The 15,632-nt window shown below is 64.2% G+C and carries 15 protein-coding genes and 1 pseudogene; 2 read left to right on the top strand and 14 right to left on the bottom strand.

Annotated features, from left to right (window positions below; genetic code table 11):
* Positions 1 to 52: 52 nt before the first annotated feature.
* The 12 genes from ACFQDL_RS27160 to ACFQDL_RS27105 all read right to left on the bottom strand — a co-directional run bounded on the left by ACFQDL_RS27160 (position 53) and on the right by ACFQDL_RS27105 (position 10,644).
* A complete protein-coding gene (locus ACFQDL_RS27160) occupies positions 53 to 1,570 on the bottom strand; it encodes a tripartite tricarboxylate transporter permease (protein ID WP_379911719.1) in 1,518 nt (505 codons plus the stop codon).
* Between the two features lie 27 nt (positions 1,571 to 1,597).
* Positions 1,598 to 2,068, bottom strand: a complete 471-nt coding sequence (locus ACFQDL_RS27155; RefSeq protein WP_379911718.1) for a tripartite tricarboxylate transporter TctB family protein — start codon at positions 2,066 to 2,068, stop codon at positions 1,598 to 1,600.
* Between the two features lie 298 nt (positions 2,069 to 2,366).
* On the bottom strand, positions 2,367 to 3,167 hold the full coding sequence (locus tag ACFQDL_RS27150; RefSeq protein WP_379911717.1) for an IclR family transcriptional regulator: 801 nt from the start codon (positions 3,165 to 3,167) through the stop codon (positions 2,367 to 2,369).
* A gap of 280 nt (positions 3,168 to 3,447) precedes the next feature.
* Positions 3,448 to 4,437 carry a Bug family tripartite tricarboxylate transporter substrate binding protein gene (locus tag ACFQDL_RS27145; protein WP_379911716.1) on the bottom strand — a complete coding sequence of 330 codons (990 nt, stop codon included), beginning with the start codon at positions 4,435 to 4,437 and terminating at the stop codon, positions 3,448 to 3,450.
* A gap of 69 nt (positions 4,438 to 4,506) precedes the next feature.
* Positions 4,507 to 5,502, bottom strand: a complete 996-nt coding sequence (locus ACFQDL_RS27140; RefSeq protein ID WP_379911715.1) for a tripartite tricarboxylate transporter substrate binding protein — start codon at positions 5,500 to 5,502, stop codon at positions 4,507 to 4,509.
* A 31-nt stretch (positions 5,503 to 5,533) separates the two neighbouring features.
* Positions 5,534 to 6,319 carry an SDR family NAD(P)-dependent oxidoreductase gene (locus tag ACFQDL_RS27135; protein ID WP_379911714.1) on the bottom strand — a complete coding sequence of 262 codons (786 nt, stop codon included), beginning with the start codon at positions 6,317 to 6,319 and terminating at the stop codon, positions 5,534 to 5,536.
* Positions 6,316 to 7,155 carry a sugar phosphate isomerase/epimerase family protein gene (locus ACFQDL_RS27130; protein ID WP_379911713.1) on the bottom strand — a complete coding sequence of 280 codons (840 nt, stop codon included), beginning with the start codon at positions 7,153 to 7,155 and terminating at the stop codon, positions 6,316 to 6,318. Before ACFQDL_RS27130 ends, ACFQDL_RS27135 begins: the two co-directional genes overlap by 4 nt.
* Before the next feature lie 43 nt (positions 7,156 to 7,198).
* On the bottom strand, positions 7,199 to 7,816 hold the full coding sequence (locus ACFQDL_RS27125; RefSeq protein ID WP_379911712.1) for an NIPSNAP family protein: 618 nt from the start codon (positions 7,814 to 7,816) through the stop codon (positions 7,199 to 7,201).
* 18 nt (positions 7,817 to 7,834) lie between these two features.
* A complete protein-coding gene (locus ACFQDL_RS27120) occupies positions 7,835 to 8,719 on the bottom strand; it encodes an FAD-binding protein (RefSeq protein WP_379913387.1) in 885 nt (294 codons plus the stop codon).
* Positions 8,620 to 9,585, bottom strand: coding sequence for an FAD-dependent oxidoreductase (locus tag ACFQDL_RS27115; protein ID WP_379911711.1), 966 nt, complete (start codon positions 9,583 to 9,585; stop codon positions 8,620 to 8,622). The genes ACFQDL_RS27120 and ACFQDL_RS27115 overlap by 100 nt, the downstream gene beginning before the upstream one ends.
* 22 nt (positions 9,586 to 9,607) lie before the next feature.
* Positions 9,608 to 10,336 carry a Gfo/Idh/MocA family protein gene (locus ACFQDL_RS27110; protein WP_379911710.1) on the bottom strand — a complete coding sequence of 243 codons (729 nt, stop codon included), beginning with the start codon at positions 10,334 to 10,336 and terminating at the stop codon, positions 9,608 to 9,610.
* Positions 10,261 to 10,644, bottom strand: coding sequence for a Gfo/Idh/MocA family protein (locus tag ACFQDL_RS27105; protein WP_379911709.1), 384 nt, complete (start codon positions 10,642 to 10,644; stop codon positions 10,261 to 10,263). The genes ACFQDL_RS27110 and ACFQDL_RS27105 overlap by 76 nt, the downstream gene beginning before the upstream one ends.
* A 210-nt stretch (positions 10,645 to 10,854) precedes the next feature.
* Here ACFQDL_RS27105 and ACFQDL_RS27100 point away from each other — a divergent pair, with 210 nt between their 5' ends.
* Both ACFQDL_RS27100 and ACFQDL_RS27095 read left to right on the top strand, forming a co-directional pair.
* A complete protein-coding gene (locus ACFQDL_RS27100) occupies positions 10,855 to 11,628 on the top strand; it encodes a shikimate dehydrogenase family protein (RefSeq protein WP_379911708.1) in 774 nt (257 codons plus the stop codon).
* Positions 11,629 to 11,794: 166 nt separating this feature from the next.
* Positions 11,795 to 13,557 (top strand): annotated as a pseudogene (locus ACFQDL_RS27095) (FAD-dependent oxidoreductase).
* Positions 13,558 to 13,666: 109 nt separating this feature from the next.
* Here ACFQDL_RS27095 and ACFQDL_RS27090 read toward each other — a convergent pair.
* Both ACFQDL_RS27090 and ACFQDL_RS27085 read right to left on the bottom strand, forming a co-directional pair.
* Complete coding sequence (locus tag ACFQDL_RS27090; protein WP_379911707.1) at positions 13,667 to 14,464, bottom strand: IclR family transcriptional regulator; 798 nt, start codon at positions 14,462 to 14,464, stop codon at positions 13,667 to 13,669.
* Between the two features lie 83 nt (positions 14,465 to 14,547).
* A complete protein-coding gene (locus tag ACFQDL_RS27085; protein ID WP_379911706.1) occupies positions 14,548 to 15,453 on the bottom strand; it encodes a helix-turn-helix domain-containing protein in 906 nt (301 codons plus the stop codon).
* Positions 15,454 to 15,632 lie beyond the last annotated feature (179 nt).

Below are 15,632 nucleotides of genomic sequence, written 5' to 3'. Positions count from 1 at the left end.
ATCCGAGCGCTTGCGCCGGAAAAGAAAATGCCCCGGTATCGGGGCGTTCCTGTCAATTGCCGACGGGTGTCGAGCGCAGGCGGGAGCCGATCAACCGCGGCAACGGTGTCTGGCCGACCAGCAGCAGGATCACAACCAGGCTCAGTACCAGCGAGATCGGATGGGTCAGAAGTTCCATGCCCAGTGCCGCCGCGCTGTCGCCGACCGAGATCATTGCGCGCCGGTAGGAGACGTCCATCAGCGGTCCGAGGATCACGCCGAGAATGATCGGCCCGACCTGAAAGCCGACCATCTTCAGGAAGTAGCCGAAGATGCCGAAGCCCAGCAGCCAGAAGATGTCGGCGATATTGTTGTTGATGGCATAGGCGCCGACCACCGACAGAATGACGATCAGCGGCAGCAGGATGCCCTTGGGCAGTTCCACCATCTTGGCGAAGACGCGGATGCCGGTGAGGCCGAAGATCAGCAGGAAGATGTTGGCCAGCACCAGGTTGCCGACGGTGAACCAGAACAGGTGCGGCGTTTCGATCATCAGCATCGGGCCCGGTTTCAGGCCGTGGATGTACAGGGCGCCGATAAAGACTGCGGTCACCGCATCGCCGGGCATGCCGAGGGTCAGCATCGGGACATAGGCGCCGCCGACGGCGGCGTTGTTGGCCGATTCCGGCGCCACCAGGCCTTCGTAGGCACCCTTGCCGAACGGCTTGCTGGGGTTTTTGACCGAGCGCTTGGCGTGGTCGTAGGCCATCAGGGAGGCGATGTCGCCGCCGGTGCCGGGCAGGGCGCCGATAAAGACGCCGATCGCCGAGGTGCGAAGCGACAGCGGAATGAATTTAGACACCACCTTCCAGGACGGGATGATCTTGGAGACGTCCTGCTTGATCGGCTTCAGGCCGATATGGTGCAGCTGGTACAGCGCCTCGGAGACGCCGAAGAAGCCGATCATCGCGACCACGTAGGGAATGCCGCCGAGCAGCATCACGGTATCGAAGGTGAAGCGGCCTTCGGCGGTCATCGGATCCATGCCGACCATACCGATACAGGCGCCGAGCGCGGCGCAGAAGATCCCCTTGGCCATCGACTCGCCGGACAGGCTGCTCACCAGCAGCAGGCCCATCAGCGCCAGCAGCAGGTAGTCGCGGGGCGCGAACATCAGCGCCACGTCCGACACCATCGGCGCGGCGACGGCCAGCACCAGGATGCCGACGAAGCCGCCGATCACCGAGACCACGGTGGTGATGCCGATGGCCTGGCCCGCGAGGCCCTGCTTGGCCAGCGGAAAGCCGTCGAAGGCGGTGGCGATGGCGGAAGGCGCACCGGGAATATTGAGCAGAATGGCGGTACGGGAACCACCGTAGACACCGCCGATATAGATGCCGACCATCAGCGCCAGCGCATCGTTGACGTCCCAGGAGAAGGTGAAGGAGATCAGAATCGACACCGCCATGGTGACGGACAGGCCGGGAATGGCCCCGACGTAGATCCCGGCCAGGGTGCCCAGGGCCGTGAGCGCCAGCAGGGACGGGTCGAACCACGCCATCGTAAAGTAACCGAACATAGATTCAGACATGAAAAGACTCCTCTGTCGGGCCGCGGGTCAGGGCAGCACGACCTGGAACAGGTAGTGGAAGATGCCGTAGATCACGGCGACGGCCGCGGCGGCGATGAGCACGGCGCGGACCGGCCTACTGCCGCGTAGATAGATGAAGCCGCAGCCGAGGAACAGGAAAGTGCTGATGAGGAAGCCCAGCGGCTGGAGCAGCAGCATGTAGGCGACGATCAGTAGCGTGAACAGCACGATGCGCCGTGGCAGCAGTTCACCAATCACGACCCAGGCCAGGTGCTTTTCGTCGGCCGGTGTCTTGAGGCTGATGCGGATATTGGCGACAACCAGGTACAGCATGCAGCCGCTCATCAGGGTGGCCGCGCCAAGCGGGAAGGCGCCGGCGGAGCTGATGCCGGAAAAGCCGGAGATCCGGTGGGCCTGGTAGAGGACAAATAGACTGAAAGCCAGCAGCAGCCAGCTGATGGCGAGTTCGCCGGGATGAAGTTTTCGGGTCTGCGTCATGGCTAAACCTTTCGTTATTGTATTGCGCATAATAGAACATAGTTCAAATATAGGACTATATTGCTGTTATGGAGTCAAGCCCAGTTTGTCTCTACGGACTTTTGTGGGAGATGTGGCTACAGCCGCGAAAGGGGATTGCACCGATGGTCGCGATTAGCGGCTAAAGCCGCTCCCACTGAAGGTGAGTGTTGTCCGCGCAGAAGTGCCACCCCCGGTGCGAATAGCCACGGTGCAGCACCGGCTCGCCGTGGCAAGGCCGCCTATGGAAGGTGGAGGACGATGTGTCGAAGTCGTTGGATCAGCGCGCGCAGCGACCCAGCGGGCTCAGGTAGCGCTCGAGTGCAGGCAGGGACGAGAGTTCGGCAGCGGTTTCCAACAGCTCCGGCGCGAACTCGTTCATCTTGTCTTCGGTCAGGCGCGCAGTGGGGCCGCCGATGCTGAGAATGCCGAGTACCTGGGAGCCACTCTCCGCCGTGACGGCGGCGGCAATGGCGGACATGCCGGGAGATGACATGTCGATGGCACGTCCGTAGCCGCGCTCCCGGGTCTCCGAGAGTTGCTGCAGGACTTGGGCAAAGTTGCATGGTGCTCTGGGGCCGCGGTTCTCGGGATCCATGGCGCCCTGGGCGGCGATCAGCCGTATCGCCTCGTCGTCGGAAAAGCCCGACAGCCAGGTGAAGGCGGTCGCGGTACAGAACAGCGGCGCCTCGCCGCCGGACTCCGGGTCATAACGCAGGCCGGTGCGGGCGCCCTGGGACTTGGCGATAAAGATCAGCCGGTCGCCGTCGACGACCGCCAGACGCACCAGCTCGCTGCTGTATCTCGCCAGACGATCGAGCAGCGGCTGGCTGGCACCAATGATGCCGGTGCCGGCCAGGTGGCGCATGCCGAGCGAAGGCAGCTTGCCGGTCAGGCGGTACTGGCCACTGTCCGGATCCTGGACCACGTAGTCGAGTCGCGTCAGCTCTGCCAGGAGCCGGTGCGCGCCGCTTTTGGGCATATCGACAGTGTCTGCGATCACCTGCAGTCCCAAACCCCGGCCGTTCTGTGCCAGCAGTTCGAGAGCGCCAAGTGCCCGGGTCAACAGATTCGCCGCCATGCGTAACCTCTAGTGAATTGGAACAGGGTTCATCTATTTGGCCTCATTTTATCTGCACCCGCAAGGGGCGGGCAATTTCGCGTAGGAGCCTCGCCCTCGCCGCGAATGGGCCCGGCACCGAAACAAAGCGTTCGCGGCGAGGGCGCGCTTCCTACGGGGGACCGGTGATCTGCCAACCAACCGTAGGAGCCTCGCCCTCGAGGCGAATGGGCCCGGCGCCGAAACAAAGCGTTCGCGGCGAGGGCGCGCTTCCTACGGGAGGACGCGGCATGCTCCGGTCTCAGGGCTTCGGAATACCGAACTCGTCCGGTGACTTCTTGGTTGCCTTGGCATCCTGCAGCAACCAGGTGGTGACCGACTGCCAGCGAGCGAGAAACTCATCGGCCTCGGTACCGCTCAGGTCGACCGGAATGGCGCCGAAATTGTCGAGAAACGCCTGAAACTCGGGCTCATTGACTGCCTTGTGGAAGGCGTCGCTGAGCTGGCTCTTGACCTCGTCGGGCGCGTCGCGGTTGACGAATACGCCGTAGAAGGGGCCCCAGGGCAGAAACCGATCGAATGCCGGATAGAGTTCGGTGATCAGCGGTACGCCGTCGAAGCCTTCGACCGGCGAATCGGAAATCACCGCCAGTGCCTTGGCGCGACCGGCGCGAATGTTTTCACGTGCGGCCGAGAGCCCCACCGGCATGAAGTCGACATGGCCGCCGAGCAGGGCGGTGACGCCCGGGCCGGTGCCGTCGAAGGGCACGCTGCGAACGTCGAAGTCGGTGACCGACTGCATCATCTTCTCGACCACGAACGAGAGTCCGCCGGGACCGGTCGATGCCATCTTGATGGAGTTGGGTTCGGCCTGTGCGGCCTTGATCAGATCGGCAAAGCTGTTCCAGGGCGCGTCGGCACGGGTCAGTACCACGGGGATGTTTCGCGCCAGTACGCTGACCGGATAGAAATCGCGATAGTCGAGTTTGGACAGACCCAGTACGCCGTACAGCTGCGGATTTTCGGCGCCGAACAGCAGGGTGTAGCCGTCGGAGGGGCGGCTGTTGACGTAGGTGGTGGCGATCACGCCGGTGCCGCCGGGCCTGTTGACCAGCACGATATCCTGCCCCAGGTGTTTTTCGGCCAGGGTGCTGACGGTGCGGGTGACGGTATCGGTCGAACCGCCCGCGCCCCACTGAATGATGCCCTGAAGGCTGTGGTCGGGGTAGTCGGCGCTGGCGGCATTGGACAGCATAAGCGTGATGCCGCAAAGCAGGGATTTGAGTTTCATCTGCAGTCCTCTCGGTTGTTACTGCTGTTGGGGTGGGGCGGGCCGAAGGTCCGGCCGCCCGCCGGTCGCTCAGGGCCGGGGTATGTTCAGTTCGTCCGGCGATTTCTTGGTCGCACCGCTCTCATGCAGTAGCCAGGTGGTAACCGACTGCCAGTGGTTCAAAAACTCATTGGCCTTTTCGCCGCTCAGGTCGACGCTGATCGATCCCGAGTTATCGACAAATTCCCGGAATTCGGGACTTTGGGCAGCCTGGTGGAAGGCGGTCTCCAGCTTGGCCTTGATGTCATCGGGGGTGTCACGGTGGACGAAGACTCCGAAGAACGAGCCCCAGGGTAGGAATTTCGAGAACGCCGGGTATTCCTCGGTGATCAGCGGAATGTTGTCGAAACCGGTAACGGGCTCGTCGGCTATGAAACTGAGCGCCTTGAGCTGGTCGGAGCGGATGTATTCCTTCGCCGTCGACAGGCCGATGGCCATGAAGTCGATGTGCCCGCCCAGCAGTGCCGTCACACCCGGCCCTGAACCGTCGAAGGGCACCTTGCGCACCTCGTAGCCGGTAATGGTCTGCATCATCGAATCGATCACGAACGGCAGGGTGCCGGGGCCGTTGGTGCCCATCTTGATGCTGTTCGGGTGGGCCCTGGCATCGTCGACGAGTGCCTTGAACGAATCCCAGGGCGCGTCCTTGCGGGCCAGGATGACGCCGACGTTACGGGACATGATGTTGACCGGATGGTAGTCGCGATAGTCCAGGTCCGAAAGCCCCAGCACGCCATAGAGCTGCGGGTTTTCGGCGCCGAACAACAGGGTGTAGCCATTGGCGGGGCGAGAGTTGACGAAGGTCGTGGCGATCACGCCGCTGCCGCCCGGATGGTTGGCCAGTACGATTTCGCTTCCCAGGTAGGGCTCGGCCAGTTTGCTGATGGTGCGGGATACGCGATCGGTTTCACCGCCGGCGCCCCACTGGATGACCCCCTGCAGATTGCGTTCCGGATAGTCCGCAAAACTCTGGGTCGACAGCAGCAGCGCCGCTGCAGTGAGTCCGAGAATCGATTTCCGCTTCATGGTGCGTCCTCTTGATTCGTAGTTATTGAGACTATTGATGCGGCAGGCCGGGAATCTGCCCCATGATGCCGTCGCTGAAACCACCATCGGCGGTCAGGATCTGGCCGGTGATATAGGCGGCATCCGGGCTGGCGAGAAAAGCGGCCGCGGCCGCAATGTCATCGGGGCTGCCGATGCGTCCCAGCGGGACCAGCGTTTTGCGCCGTGCAGTGACTTCGCTATCACGGTAGATGCCGTCGGTCAGCGGTGTATGGATCATGCCGGGGGCAACGGCGTTGACCCGTACGCCGTCGGCGGCGACCTCCTGCGCCAGCTGTCGGCACAGCATGCTCATCGCGGCCTTGCTGGCGGAATAGGCGCCGCTGCCGGCGTGGGGGTTCTGACCGGACATCGACGAGATCGCGACGACGTTACCGCGGCTAAGCCGCAGCGCCGGCAGTGCCGCTCTGGCAAGCAGCCAGGTCGCGCGGACATTGACGTCGAACAGCCGGTCCCAGGCCTCCAGCGACAGTTCGCTCAGCCGACCCGGCGCCATCATCCCGGCGTTGGCGACGAGGATGTCGAGACCGCCGCAGAATTCGATGGCTTCGGCGACAAGACGCGGCGGGACCTCGGGGTCGGCCAGGTCGCCGCTGATCAGCAGCGTGCGGGCGCCGAGTGCTTCCAGCCGGCCGAGGATGCCTTCCGGCGCCGGTTTGCGGCCGGACGTAGACAGAACCAGGGTCGGTGGCTGGTCGCGGGCAATCGCATCCTGAGCCAGGCGCAGGCAGATGGCGCCGCCGATGCCTTCACTGACGCCGGTAATGAGTGCTCTCATGCTTCATGCCTCCGTAACGGTTGCCGGTTCGAGGTTTTCCGCGAGCAGGTCCGGGTCGCCGCGAGCGCGCGACGGGCGCGCTCGGCATCGCTACCTAGCGCGGAGTTGGGGACCTCGACGCACAGCGGCAGGGCCCTGGGCAGGCGTCGGAACAACTCGGCCAGCGGCAGGCCGCCATCTCCCGGCAGCAGTCGTTCCTCGCGGGCGGCGCGGATGATCTCCTCGGTGGTAGGCGGGGTCTGCACCGGCGCATCGCAGATCTGTGCGTACTGCAACCACCGGGCCGGGATTCTGCCAAGGTCGTCGAGTCGGCTGGCCGACCGGCCGAAGTGGATGGCATCGATCAGCAGGCCGGCATTGTCACGGTCGATCGCGGCGAGAATCTCCAGTGCCGTACCCAGGTCCGGCACCCGGGTCCAGGGCATGAATTCGAGGTTCGGCTTCAGGCCAAAGGGCGCGGCGGCATCGCAGAAGGCGGCGAAGTTGTCGCTGAATCGTCCCAGGTCAGGATCGTCGCCCGCCACCAGAATGCACTGGGCGCCGAGTTCCGCGCCGGTTTCGAGGAAGGGCAGCATCGCCTTGCTGTCGAACTGCGCGTCGATGCGCACGATTTCCAGATCGAAGATGCCGACGCCGGTGTCCCGTATGCGGGCCAGGGTCTCGTCGAGCATTTTGCGGTCGTGCATCAGCGGGTGGGCGATACCGCCGGGGGTGGCCGGCAGCAGTCGCAGGCCGGCGTAGTCGTAGCCGCACTCCGCCGCCAGGCTGACGATATCCGGCGGCGTCATGCCGAGCACCGTCAGGGCGCCGAGCGCCAGGGGTCTTGAAGTGTTCATGATGCCTCCTGCAGGGCGGCAGGCCGCCCCTGAGTGATGATTGTTATCTGAGGGGAGAAACCGCGGTCGGCAGATAGATCGCCGAGGTCATGTCGGTGGTCAACCAGTCGGGGCCGCCTTTCGGCGGCCAGGCGCCGGCCTGGACAGATTCGCTGCGGGCCCGGGTGCGTTCCTCGAGGCTGCGGTAGGGCCAGATCTGGGTGATGCGCTGGCTGCCGTCGAGTGCGTAGAGGGCAATACACAGCGGCGAAAACCTGATGCGTTCCGGGACGGCCTTCGACCAGGCGTCGATGGTCGGCGCCAGGCCACCCTGCTTGAGCTGGTAGGTGCGCAGTTCGTAGATGGGGCCGAAGTCGCCGACCTCGACCGGCGGCAGGAAGGGGAAGGGGGCGTAGGAGTCGAGTGCCATGTCGATCAGATACTCGCTGCAGTGGAAGGGGTTGTCGGAACGACGGGTGCGCTCGCGTTCCCGTTCCATCGCCTCGCTGCTGTCGAAGCCCCGCAACACCATGACCTTGTTCAGATCGCCGATATCGGAAAACCAGCAGCCCAGCAGACGGCCTTCGGCCTCGGGGGCTTCACAGAAGCTTTTCACGCCTTCGGCGACTTTGCCGGCGGTAAAGAGTTTGGTGGTCAGCGTTGCGATTTCGTAGCGTTTCATCGGAGTTCCTCCAGGCGTTCAGGACGCGGGTTTCTCGTGGGTGAATGAGGTGTATCGGCTTTTGATATGGTTTGCGGCGATATAGCCAAAGGTCATGCCGGGACCCAGATTGATACCGCCGGCGGGATAGCGGCCGGCCATGATGCTGGCCATGTCGGTGCCGACCGCATAGAGACCGTCCACGGGGAAGCCGTCGGCCGCCAGCACCCGCGCCGATGCATCGGTGCGCAGGCCGGCAAAGGTGCCGAGGCTGCCGGGCCGAATCTCGACGCCGTACAAGGGGCCCTTTTCGATCGGCGCGACGCAGGGATTGGGCGTGCAGTCGGCATCGCCCTGGATGCGGTTGTAAGCCGTGTCGCCGCGCCCGAATGCCGGATCCTCGCCATGGCGGGCGTGCTGGTTGTAGTGGTCCAGCGTCTGCTGCAGGGCGCTGGCGTCGATGCCACAGGCCATCGCGAGTTCGGCGGGCGTGCGTCCACGTTTCAGGTAGCCGCTGCGCAGGTGCGGAGCGATCGGCAGCGGAAACGGTTTGGCGTGGCCGAGGCCGTAACGGCGAAGGAAACGGTGGTCGCAGATCAGCCAGGCCTGCGGCGGCTGGCCCGGCTCGGTGGTATCGATCAGCGCCTGAATGAAGTCGTGATAGGAGTCCGCTTCATTGACGAAGCGTCTGCCGCTTGCGGTGACCGCGATCACGCCGGGTTTGGCCCTTTCCAGCAGGTGCGGGAAATGGGCGTTTTCGACCGGGCTGCGTGGTACCAGCGAGACCGGTGCCCAGGCGCCCGCCGCCGGATAGCCGGTTTCCATCACGCCGCCGGCGCTTTCGCCAAGGCGGATGCCGTCGCCGGTATTGGTTTTCGGTGCCGCGGAATAGTGCTCGGTACCGGTTGGCGCGTGGGGGAACAGCTGCCGGATACGTGACGGGTCGTGGGGAAGCCGCCACACGCCAGCACTACGCCGCTGCGCGCGCGTATCTCCACGGGACCGTTTTCTGTCACCAGGCGGGCGCCTTCAACACGTCCCGATTCATTGCTGAGCAGGGCGCTCACCCGGGTCGAGACGCGGATGTCGACGCCCAGATCCAGCGCAGAGCGAACCAGCCGGGCGACCAGCGCATTGCCGTTCACCAGTTGCATGCCGCGACGGTACCGCGCCAGATCCCAAAGGTGGCGGGTCATGCGCTTGCAGACGTGCCAGGTCGATGCCGGGCTGCGCAGAAACTTCAGAAAATGACCGATATCGGCCCCCGAAGCTATCCCCAGGCCCCAGAACGAAATCTCCCGCAGCGGCGGTCGCAGTTTGTCGATCATCGGCCCCAGTTCACGGCCATCGAAAGGCGCAGCGGTGACGCTGCGCCCGCCGGTGCCGGCGCCTTCGGTATGACCATGGAAGTCCGGAACGGCATTGCCCGGCAGGAAGCTGAGCGCGGTGTTGTGATGGAAAAACGCCACCATTTCCGGGCCGGCCTCGAGGAATGCATCGACGCGCGCTTCGTCATAGCCGTCGCCCAGTTCGTTGCGCAGGTAGGTTTTCGGCGCCTCGGGCGCTTCATCGATACCCGCCTCGCGCGCCAGATGGTTGCGTGGGATCCAGAGCCAGCCGCCGGACCAGGCCGAGGTGCCGCCGAACACCGGTTCTTTTTCCACCACCACCACATCGAGTCCCTGCCAGGCCGCGCGCACGGCGGCGGACAGGCCGGCGGCGCCGGACCCGATTACCAGCACGTCGCAGTCAGTCTGCGCGGTAGGGGGCGTTTTTGTCTTGCTGTTCATCATGAGGTTCTCGCTGTCGGGTTCAGGACAGTTTTACGCGGGTGCCGCGGGTCGCGGCCTCGTGCATGGCCATCACGATCTCGAGGTTGCGAGTCGCTTCGCGCGCCGACACCAGCGGCGTCGCGAGGCCCTTTATGAGCTCGCCGAAATGCCGTAGCTGGGCGACATAGGGATCGCCACTCTGGTGTGGGCAGAGGATTCGGGCCATTTTCCCGGTCCAACTGATATCGCCGTCATGGCGCCAGAGTTCCAGCGCCGGCAGACTCAGGCCGCCTTCGGTGCCGCAGAGGTAGTGGGACAGGGCCTCATGGGTCGGGAAACGCTCCACCTCGCCGGACGTCAGGTCCCAGCTCCAGGGCGCTGCGACCGAGTCGGAAATGGCAATCGATGCTATGACACCGCTGTCGAACCGCAGCAGCACGCCGCCAGTGTCCTCGACGTCGAGTCCACGGACCGCGTTCGATTTCATCGCCGAGACGCTGTCGACCTCGCCGCACAGGTGCCGCAGCAGGTCCACTTCGTGGATCAGGTTGATCAGGAAGGGGCCGCCGACACCGCGCTCGCGGTGCCAGGGAATCTGGAAGTAGCGCTCGGGCTTCATCAGGGCGCAACAGACCGACACCATCACCAACCGGCCCAGAGCGCCCTCGGCGATCAGCTTTTTAGCGGCCTGTATTACCGGATTGTGACGCCGGTGATGGCCCACCAGTACCGGTACACCGAGCCGCTCGCTGGCCTCAACCAGGCGCATGGCGTCGGCCACCTTGTTGGCGATCGGCTTTTCCAGCAGTACCGGCAACCCCGTTCGAGGCAGTCGATGCAGACATCGACGTGCAGCTCGTTCGGGGTGGCGACGATGACACCATCCAGTTCGCATTTCTCGAGCATATCTCGGTAAGCGGCGAACCAGGACGCCTGCGACGATTCGGCAATAGCCGCCGTTGCGGGGCCGGGGTCCGCGATCGCCGCCAGGCGAAAACCGGGCAGGCAGTCGAGGGTACTGATATGGGTCTGGCCGATCGCGCCGGCGCCGATCAGGCCGATGTTCTGATCGCGCATCAATAAATGCCTCTCGTTGTTATTCGGTCGGATACGTCCGGGTGGAAGCTCGACCGGATTGGCATTCACCTTAACACGGTGTTTTTGAGAATTAAATATTATTCTTGAACAATGTTTCATTATTGTAGAGTATTCATTTTAAACCGGCGCGGTCGCCGTCCGTCCGCCCGGAGGTATTCAACAAGACCTTGTGAACCCAGAGGTAAATCGATGGACAACCCAGGTGCGAACACCCAGAACCTTTGCATTCAGCTCAACGGCGCCACCGAGTTGATCCCGATCATCGGCTCGCCGATCGCCCAGGTGCGATCGCCCGCCGGCATGACGCAGGAGATGCAGGCCCACGGCCGCAATGCCGTCATCGTTCCCTGTCACGTGCAGCCGGAGGATGTCGACGACTTCATGACGCTGGCCGGCAAGATGATCAACGTATCCGGGGTAATCGCGACCGTGCCGCACAAGGTTCGTGCCAGTGAAGTCTGCGGGCGGCTAACTGCTCGGGCGGCGATGCTCGGTGCGGCGAACGTCATCCGCCGCGATGCAGACGGCAGTTGGTACGGCGATATGTGCGACGGCGATGCCATGGTGAATCCGATTCTCGCCAGCGGATGCAAGCTCGATGGCCGTACTGCCTTGCTAGTCGGCGCCGGCGGTGCCGGTATCGCGATCGCCCATTCGCTGCTGCTGGCCGGCGTGGCGCAACTGCGCATTTGCGAGCTCGACGATAAGCGCTTCGAGATTCTGACGCAGCGCCTCGGCGACTGGGCGGCACGGATCCAGCGGGCCGAAACCGGTGATCCCGATGGTTGCGACCTGGTCGTCAATGCCTCGCCCTGCGGCATGCGCGAAGGCGATCCGCTACCGGTCGATATCAGCAGGCTCGAGTCCCGGATGTACGTCGCCGACGTCATTACCCGGCCGGAGGTCACGCCTCTGCTGCAGGCCGCGGCCGAACTTGGTTGTCGCACCCAGGGGGCGCGGTGATGTTTGCCGAGGCGCAGCGCCTGATGGCGCAGTTTCTACGCCAGGCCGATCCCGCCTGAGCGTCGGAGTGACGGTCGGATGCGGCCGTCCGCACGTTGCGGGATGCAACAATAACCAGGCGTACGCGGTTCCCTGTGCGGGTGCCGGGTACCGGGAGATCCGAGCTATGACCTCTATCGCGAAATCACTGCAAGACCTTGCCGGGAACGAAACCTACGATGTGGCCGTGGTGGGCGCAGGCGGCGCCGGCATGGCAGCGGCGCTGTTCGCCGCGCTGCGCGGCCAGCGGGTGCTGCTGATCGAAAGCACCGAATATGTCGGCGGAACCAGCGCCTTGTCCGGCGGTACCACCTGGATACCGAACAGCCTGCATTCGCATCGGATCGGCGCCGACGACAGTCGCGAAAAGGCCTCGCGCTTTCTCGATCTGGCGGTCGGTGAGCGCGCCCCAAGGCAATGCGCGAGACCTTTCTCGATGCCGGCCCCGAGGCGGTCGAAGTGCTGGAAACCCAGACCGAAATGAAATTCCGCGCCCGTCCCTACCATCCGGACTACCTGTCCGAACTCGAAGGTTCGACGGAGTTCGGACGGGCGCTGGAGCCGCTGCCGTTCGACGGCCGGCTGCTGGGCCAGGACTTCGACCTTGTGCGGCCGCCGATTCCCGAGTTCACCGTGCTCGGCGGCATGATGATCGACCGTGACGATATCGCGCACCTGTTGCGCCTGACAACGTCGTTTCGCTCGTTCGGGCACGGCATGAAACTGGTGCTGCGCCATCTGTCCGACCGGATGCGCTACGCCCGGGGAACCCGGCTGGTGATGGGCAACGCCATGATCGGGCGGCTGCTGTATTCGCTGCGTCGGTGTGGCGCCGAGCTGCTGGTGCAGACCCGCGTCGACGAGATTTTGCATGAGCGGGAGGCCGTGGTCGGGCTCAAGCTGACGCAGGGCGAAACAACGCGGCGCATTCGCGTGCGCGGTGGCGTCGTGCTCGCCAGTGGCGGCTTTTCCCGCCATCCGGAGCGGCGCAAGGCAATGCTGCCGCAGCCGACGCCGCTATACTGCCCCGGAGCGCCGGGACATACCGGCAAGGCCCATGACCTCGCGCTGCAGCTGGGCGCGCGCTACGGCGAGGGTCACCTGGAAAACGCCTTCTGGGCGCCGGTCTCGGTACGCAAGCGGGCGGACGGCACCACCGCGGTATTTCCGCATTTTCTGCTCGACCGCGGCAAGCCCGGCATGATCACCGTCAACGTCAGGGGGCAGCGGTTCGTCAACGAGTCGACCTCCTATCACCTGTTCGGCCGCGAGATGTTTCGTGCCAACCGGCAGGCGGACTGCATGCCGGCCTACCTGATCACCGACAGCGAAGGGCTGAAAAAGTACGGTCTGGGCATGGTACGGCCAGGCGGTCGCGGCCTCGGGCCCTTCCTGCGCGACGGTTATCTGACCGAGGGGCGTTCGCTGCGCGAACTGGCGGAACGCCTGGGTATCGATGCCGACGGGCTCGAGCAGACGGTGCATACCTTCAACGGTTACGCGCAGGCCGGTATCGACAAGGACTACAATCGCGGCAGCACCATCTACCAGCGGGCCAATGGCGACCCGACCCGTGGCACTCCGAATCCCTGCCTGGGCGCGCTGGAAAAAGGCCCCTTCTATGCGGTCCGAGTCTATCCGGGCGATATCGGCTCGTCGGCGGGACTCGTGACCGACACCGACGGGCGGGTGTTGGGGCAGGGCGACCGGCCGATCGCGGGACTCTATGCCTGCGGCAACGACATGCAGTCGATCATGGGCGGCACCTATCCGGGACCGGGCATTACCCTCGGCCCGGGTATCACCTTCGGCTACATTGTTGCGCGACACGCCAGCGAACGGGCAATGGGAGTGGAGGAGGAGCCGGTCCTCAAGGCAGTGGGGGGCTGAGGTTCCCGTAGGAGCCGCGCGCCGCGGCGAACAAATTCGGCACCGGGGTAAAAAAACTTCGCACCGGGGGCGGCGCTCCTACGCGGATGGGCCGTAGCGCCGGCGTTTATTAACGCGCGGACGGCGGGCGGCGAAGATAGTCGGACAGGACGCTGATGGCGGAGATGTCTCGGGCGGTCTGCTGCAGGAAAGGCGCCAGTTCATTCATCAGGGTTTCGGTCAGGCGGGCCGTCGGGCCGCCGATCGCGAGCACGCCGATCACCTTGGCGCCTGCGGCATCGGTGACGGGAGCGGCGATCGCCGACATGCCCGGCGCCGACATGTCGATCACCTGGCTGTAGCCCCGCTCGCGGGTCAGCTGCAGCAGCGGGAGGATCTCGGCGAAACTTTGCGGCGCCCGCGGGCCGCGGTTCTCCGGATCCATCGGGCCCTGCGCGGCGATCAGCTTAAGCGCATCGTCGTCGGAGAAGCCCGCCAACCAGGCGAAGCCAGTGGCGGTACAGAACAGTGGCGGCACCTCGCCGGCCGGGGCCTGATAACGCAAACCCGAGCGGGCGCCCTGGGCGTTGGCCGCGAACACGAGCCGGTCGCCGTCGACAACCGCAAGCCGGACCAGGTCGCCGCAGATCTCGGCGAGTTGATCGAGATGGGGCTGGGCGGGGTCATCGACGCCGTTGACGGAGAGGTGGCGCTGGCTGAGTGCCGCCAGTCGGGTCGTCAGCTGATAGCGGTCCCTGTGTGCATCCCAGGCGACGTAACCCTGCTGTATCAGGTCGTTGAGCAGGCGCTGGCAGCTGCTTTTGGGCATTGGAACGCCGTCGGCGATCGCCTGGAGTCCCAGGCCCTGCGCTTCGAGTGCGAGTTGTTCGATCACGCTGAGGGCGCGGGTGATCTGACTGGCGGCCATGCAGGGTCCTTTAAGTTTCAAATTTGAACTAGGTTCCGTTATTTGGCCTCAGCCGGATGACTTTTGCAAGTTGCGAACCCCCTTCAGCCCTCTGTTCCGGGCAGTGGCTGATGGGTTCGGACCCGCTCGCGGAATTCGCTCGGTGTCAGTCCGGTCTGCTTGCGGTAAAAGCGGGAAAAGTAGGCGGCATCATCGAATCCCAGGGATTCGGCCACCTGTTGCACGCTCATCGTGGAGTAGGCCAGATCCCGCTGCGCCGCATGGATGATACGGGCATTGATCAGTTCCAGCGGTGACTGGCCGAGCACCTCCTTGCAGATCCGCCGCAGCTGCCCGGCGGTAACGCCGATGGCGTCGGAATAGGCCTCCACCGGCCGCAACGCGCCCAGCCAGTCGTTCACCAGCGCGCGAAACCGCTCGACCTGTTCGGCCTTGCGCGAACCCACCGGCTGGTAGGTGGCACGGGCCGATGGCGCCAATCGCTGTACCTGAACCAGCAACGCCACCAGCAGCGGTATCGCGGCGCTGACTTCGCCGCCGGTACAGTTCAGGGTTTCATACTCGATCAGTTCGAACAGCTTCTGCAGTGCACCGGTGAATTTGGATGCCGCCGGCACATCGGTCACCGTCGGCTTCTGCAGAATCGCGGCCATTTCAGGCGTAGCGATTCCAATCAGTGATTCCAGCGGGCTCTGGGCCGCAGTGACCACCGAGCCGTCGATGCCCGGGTTGAAATCGAAGCCGTGCACGGTCCGCGCCGGGATCAGAATGAAGCAGGGCGCCCGGAAGGCGACCCGGTTGCCATCGAAGAACACGGTGCCCGAACCCTGTTCGACGAACAGCAGCTGGATCAGTGCATCGTGCTGGTGTGGCTGGATCTTCCATTTATAGCTTTTGGCGCGCCGCGAGATGGGTTCGTAGTGCAGCGATTCGAACCAGCGTTGTTCGGGGTTTTCGCCATATAGGGCATAGTTCGGCACGGTGGACATAAGCGCTATCCTGAAAAACATGCGGCTGGCGCACGAAAAAATTCAGACTCCCGCTCGCGAAAGCGGCGGAAAACTCTTTATGATTCAAGGAGAATGTCGGCTTTTGAGGTTCCTGCTCATCGTCGATGCAAGCCCTTATGCACGGATTGTCCTGCTGCTCGCCTGTTTTGTCAATTCAG

Source organism: Marinobacterium aestuariivivens (assembly GCF_042661465.1).
Lineage (GTDB): Bacteria > Pseudomonadota > Gammaproteobacteria > Pseudomonadales > Balneatricaceae > Marinobacterium_A > Marinobacterium_A aestuariivivens.
This window is presented reverse-complemented; position numbering and strand designations above follow the sequence as displayed.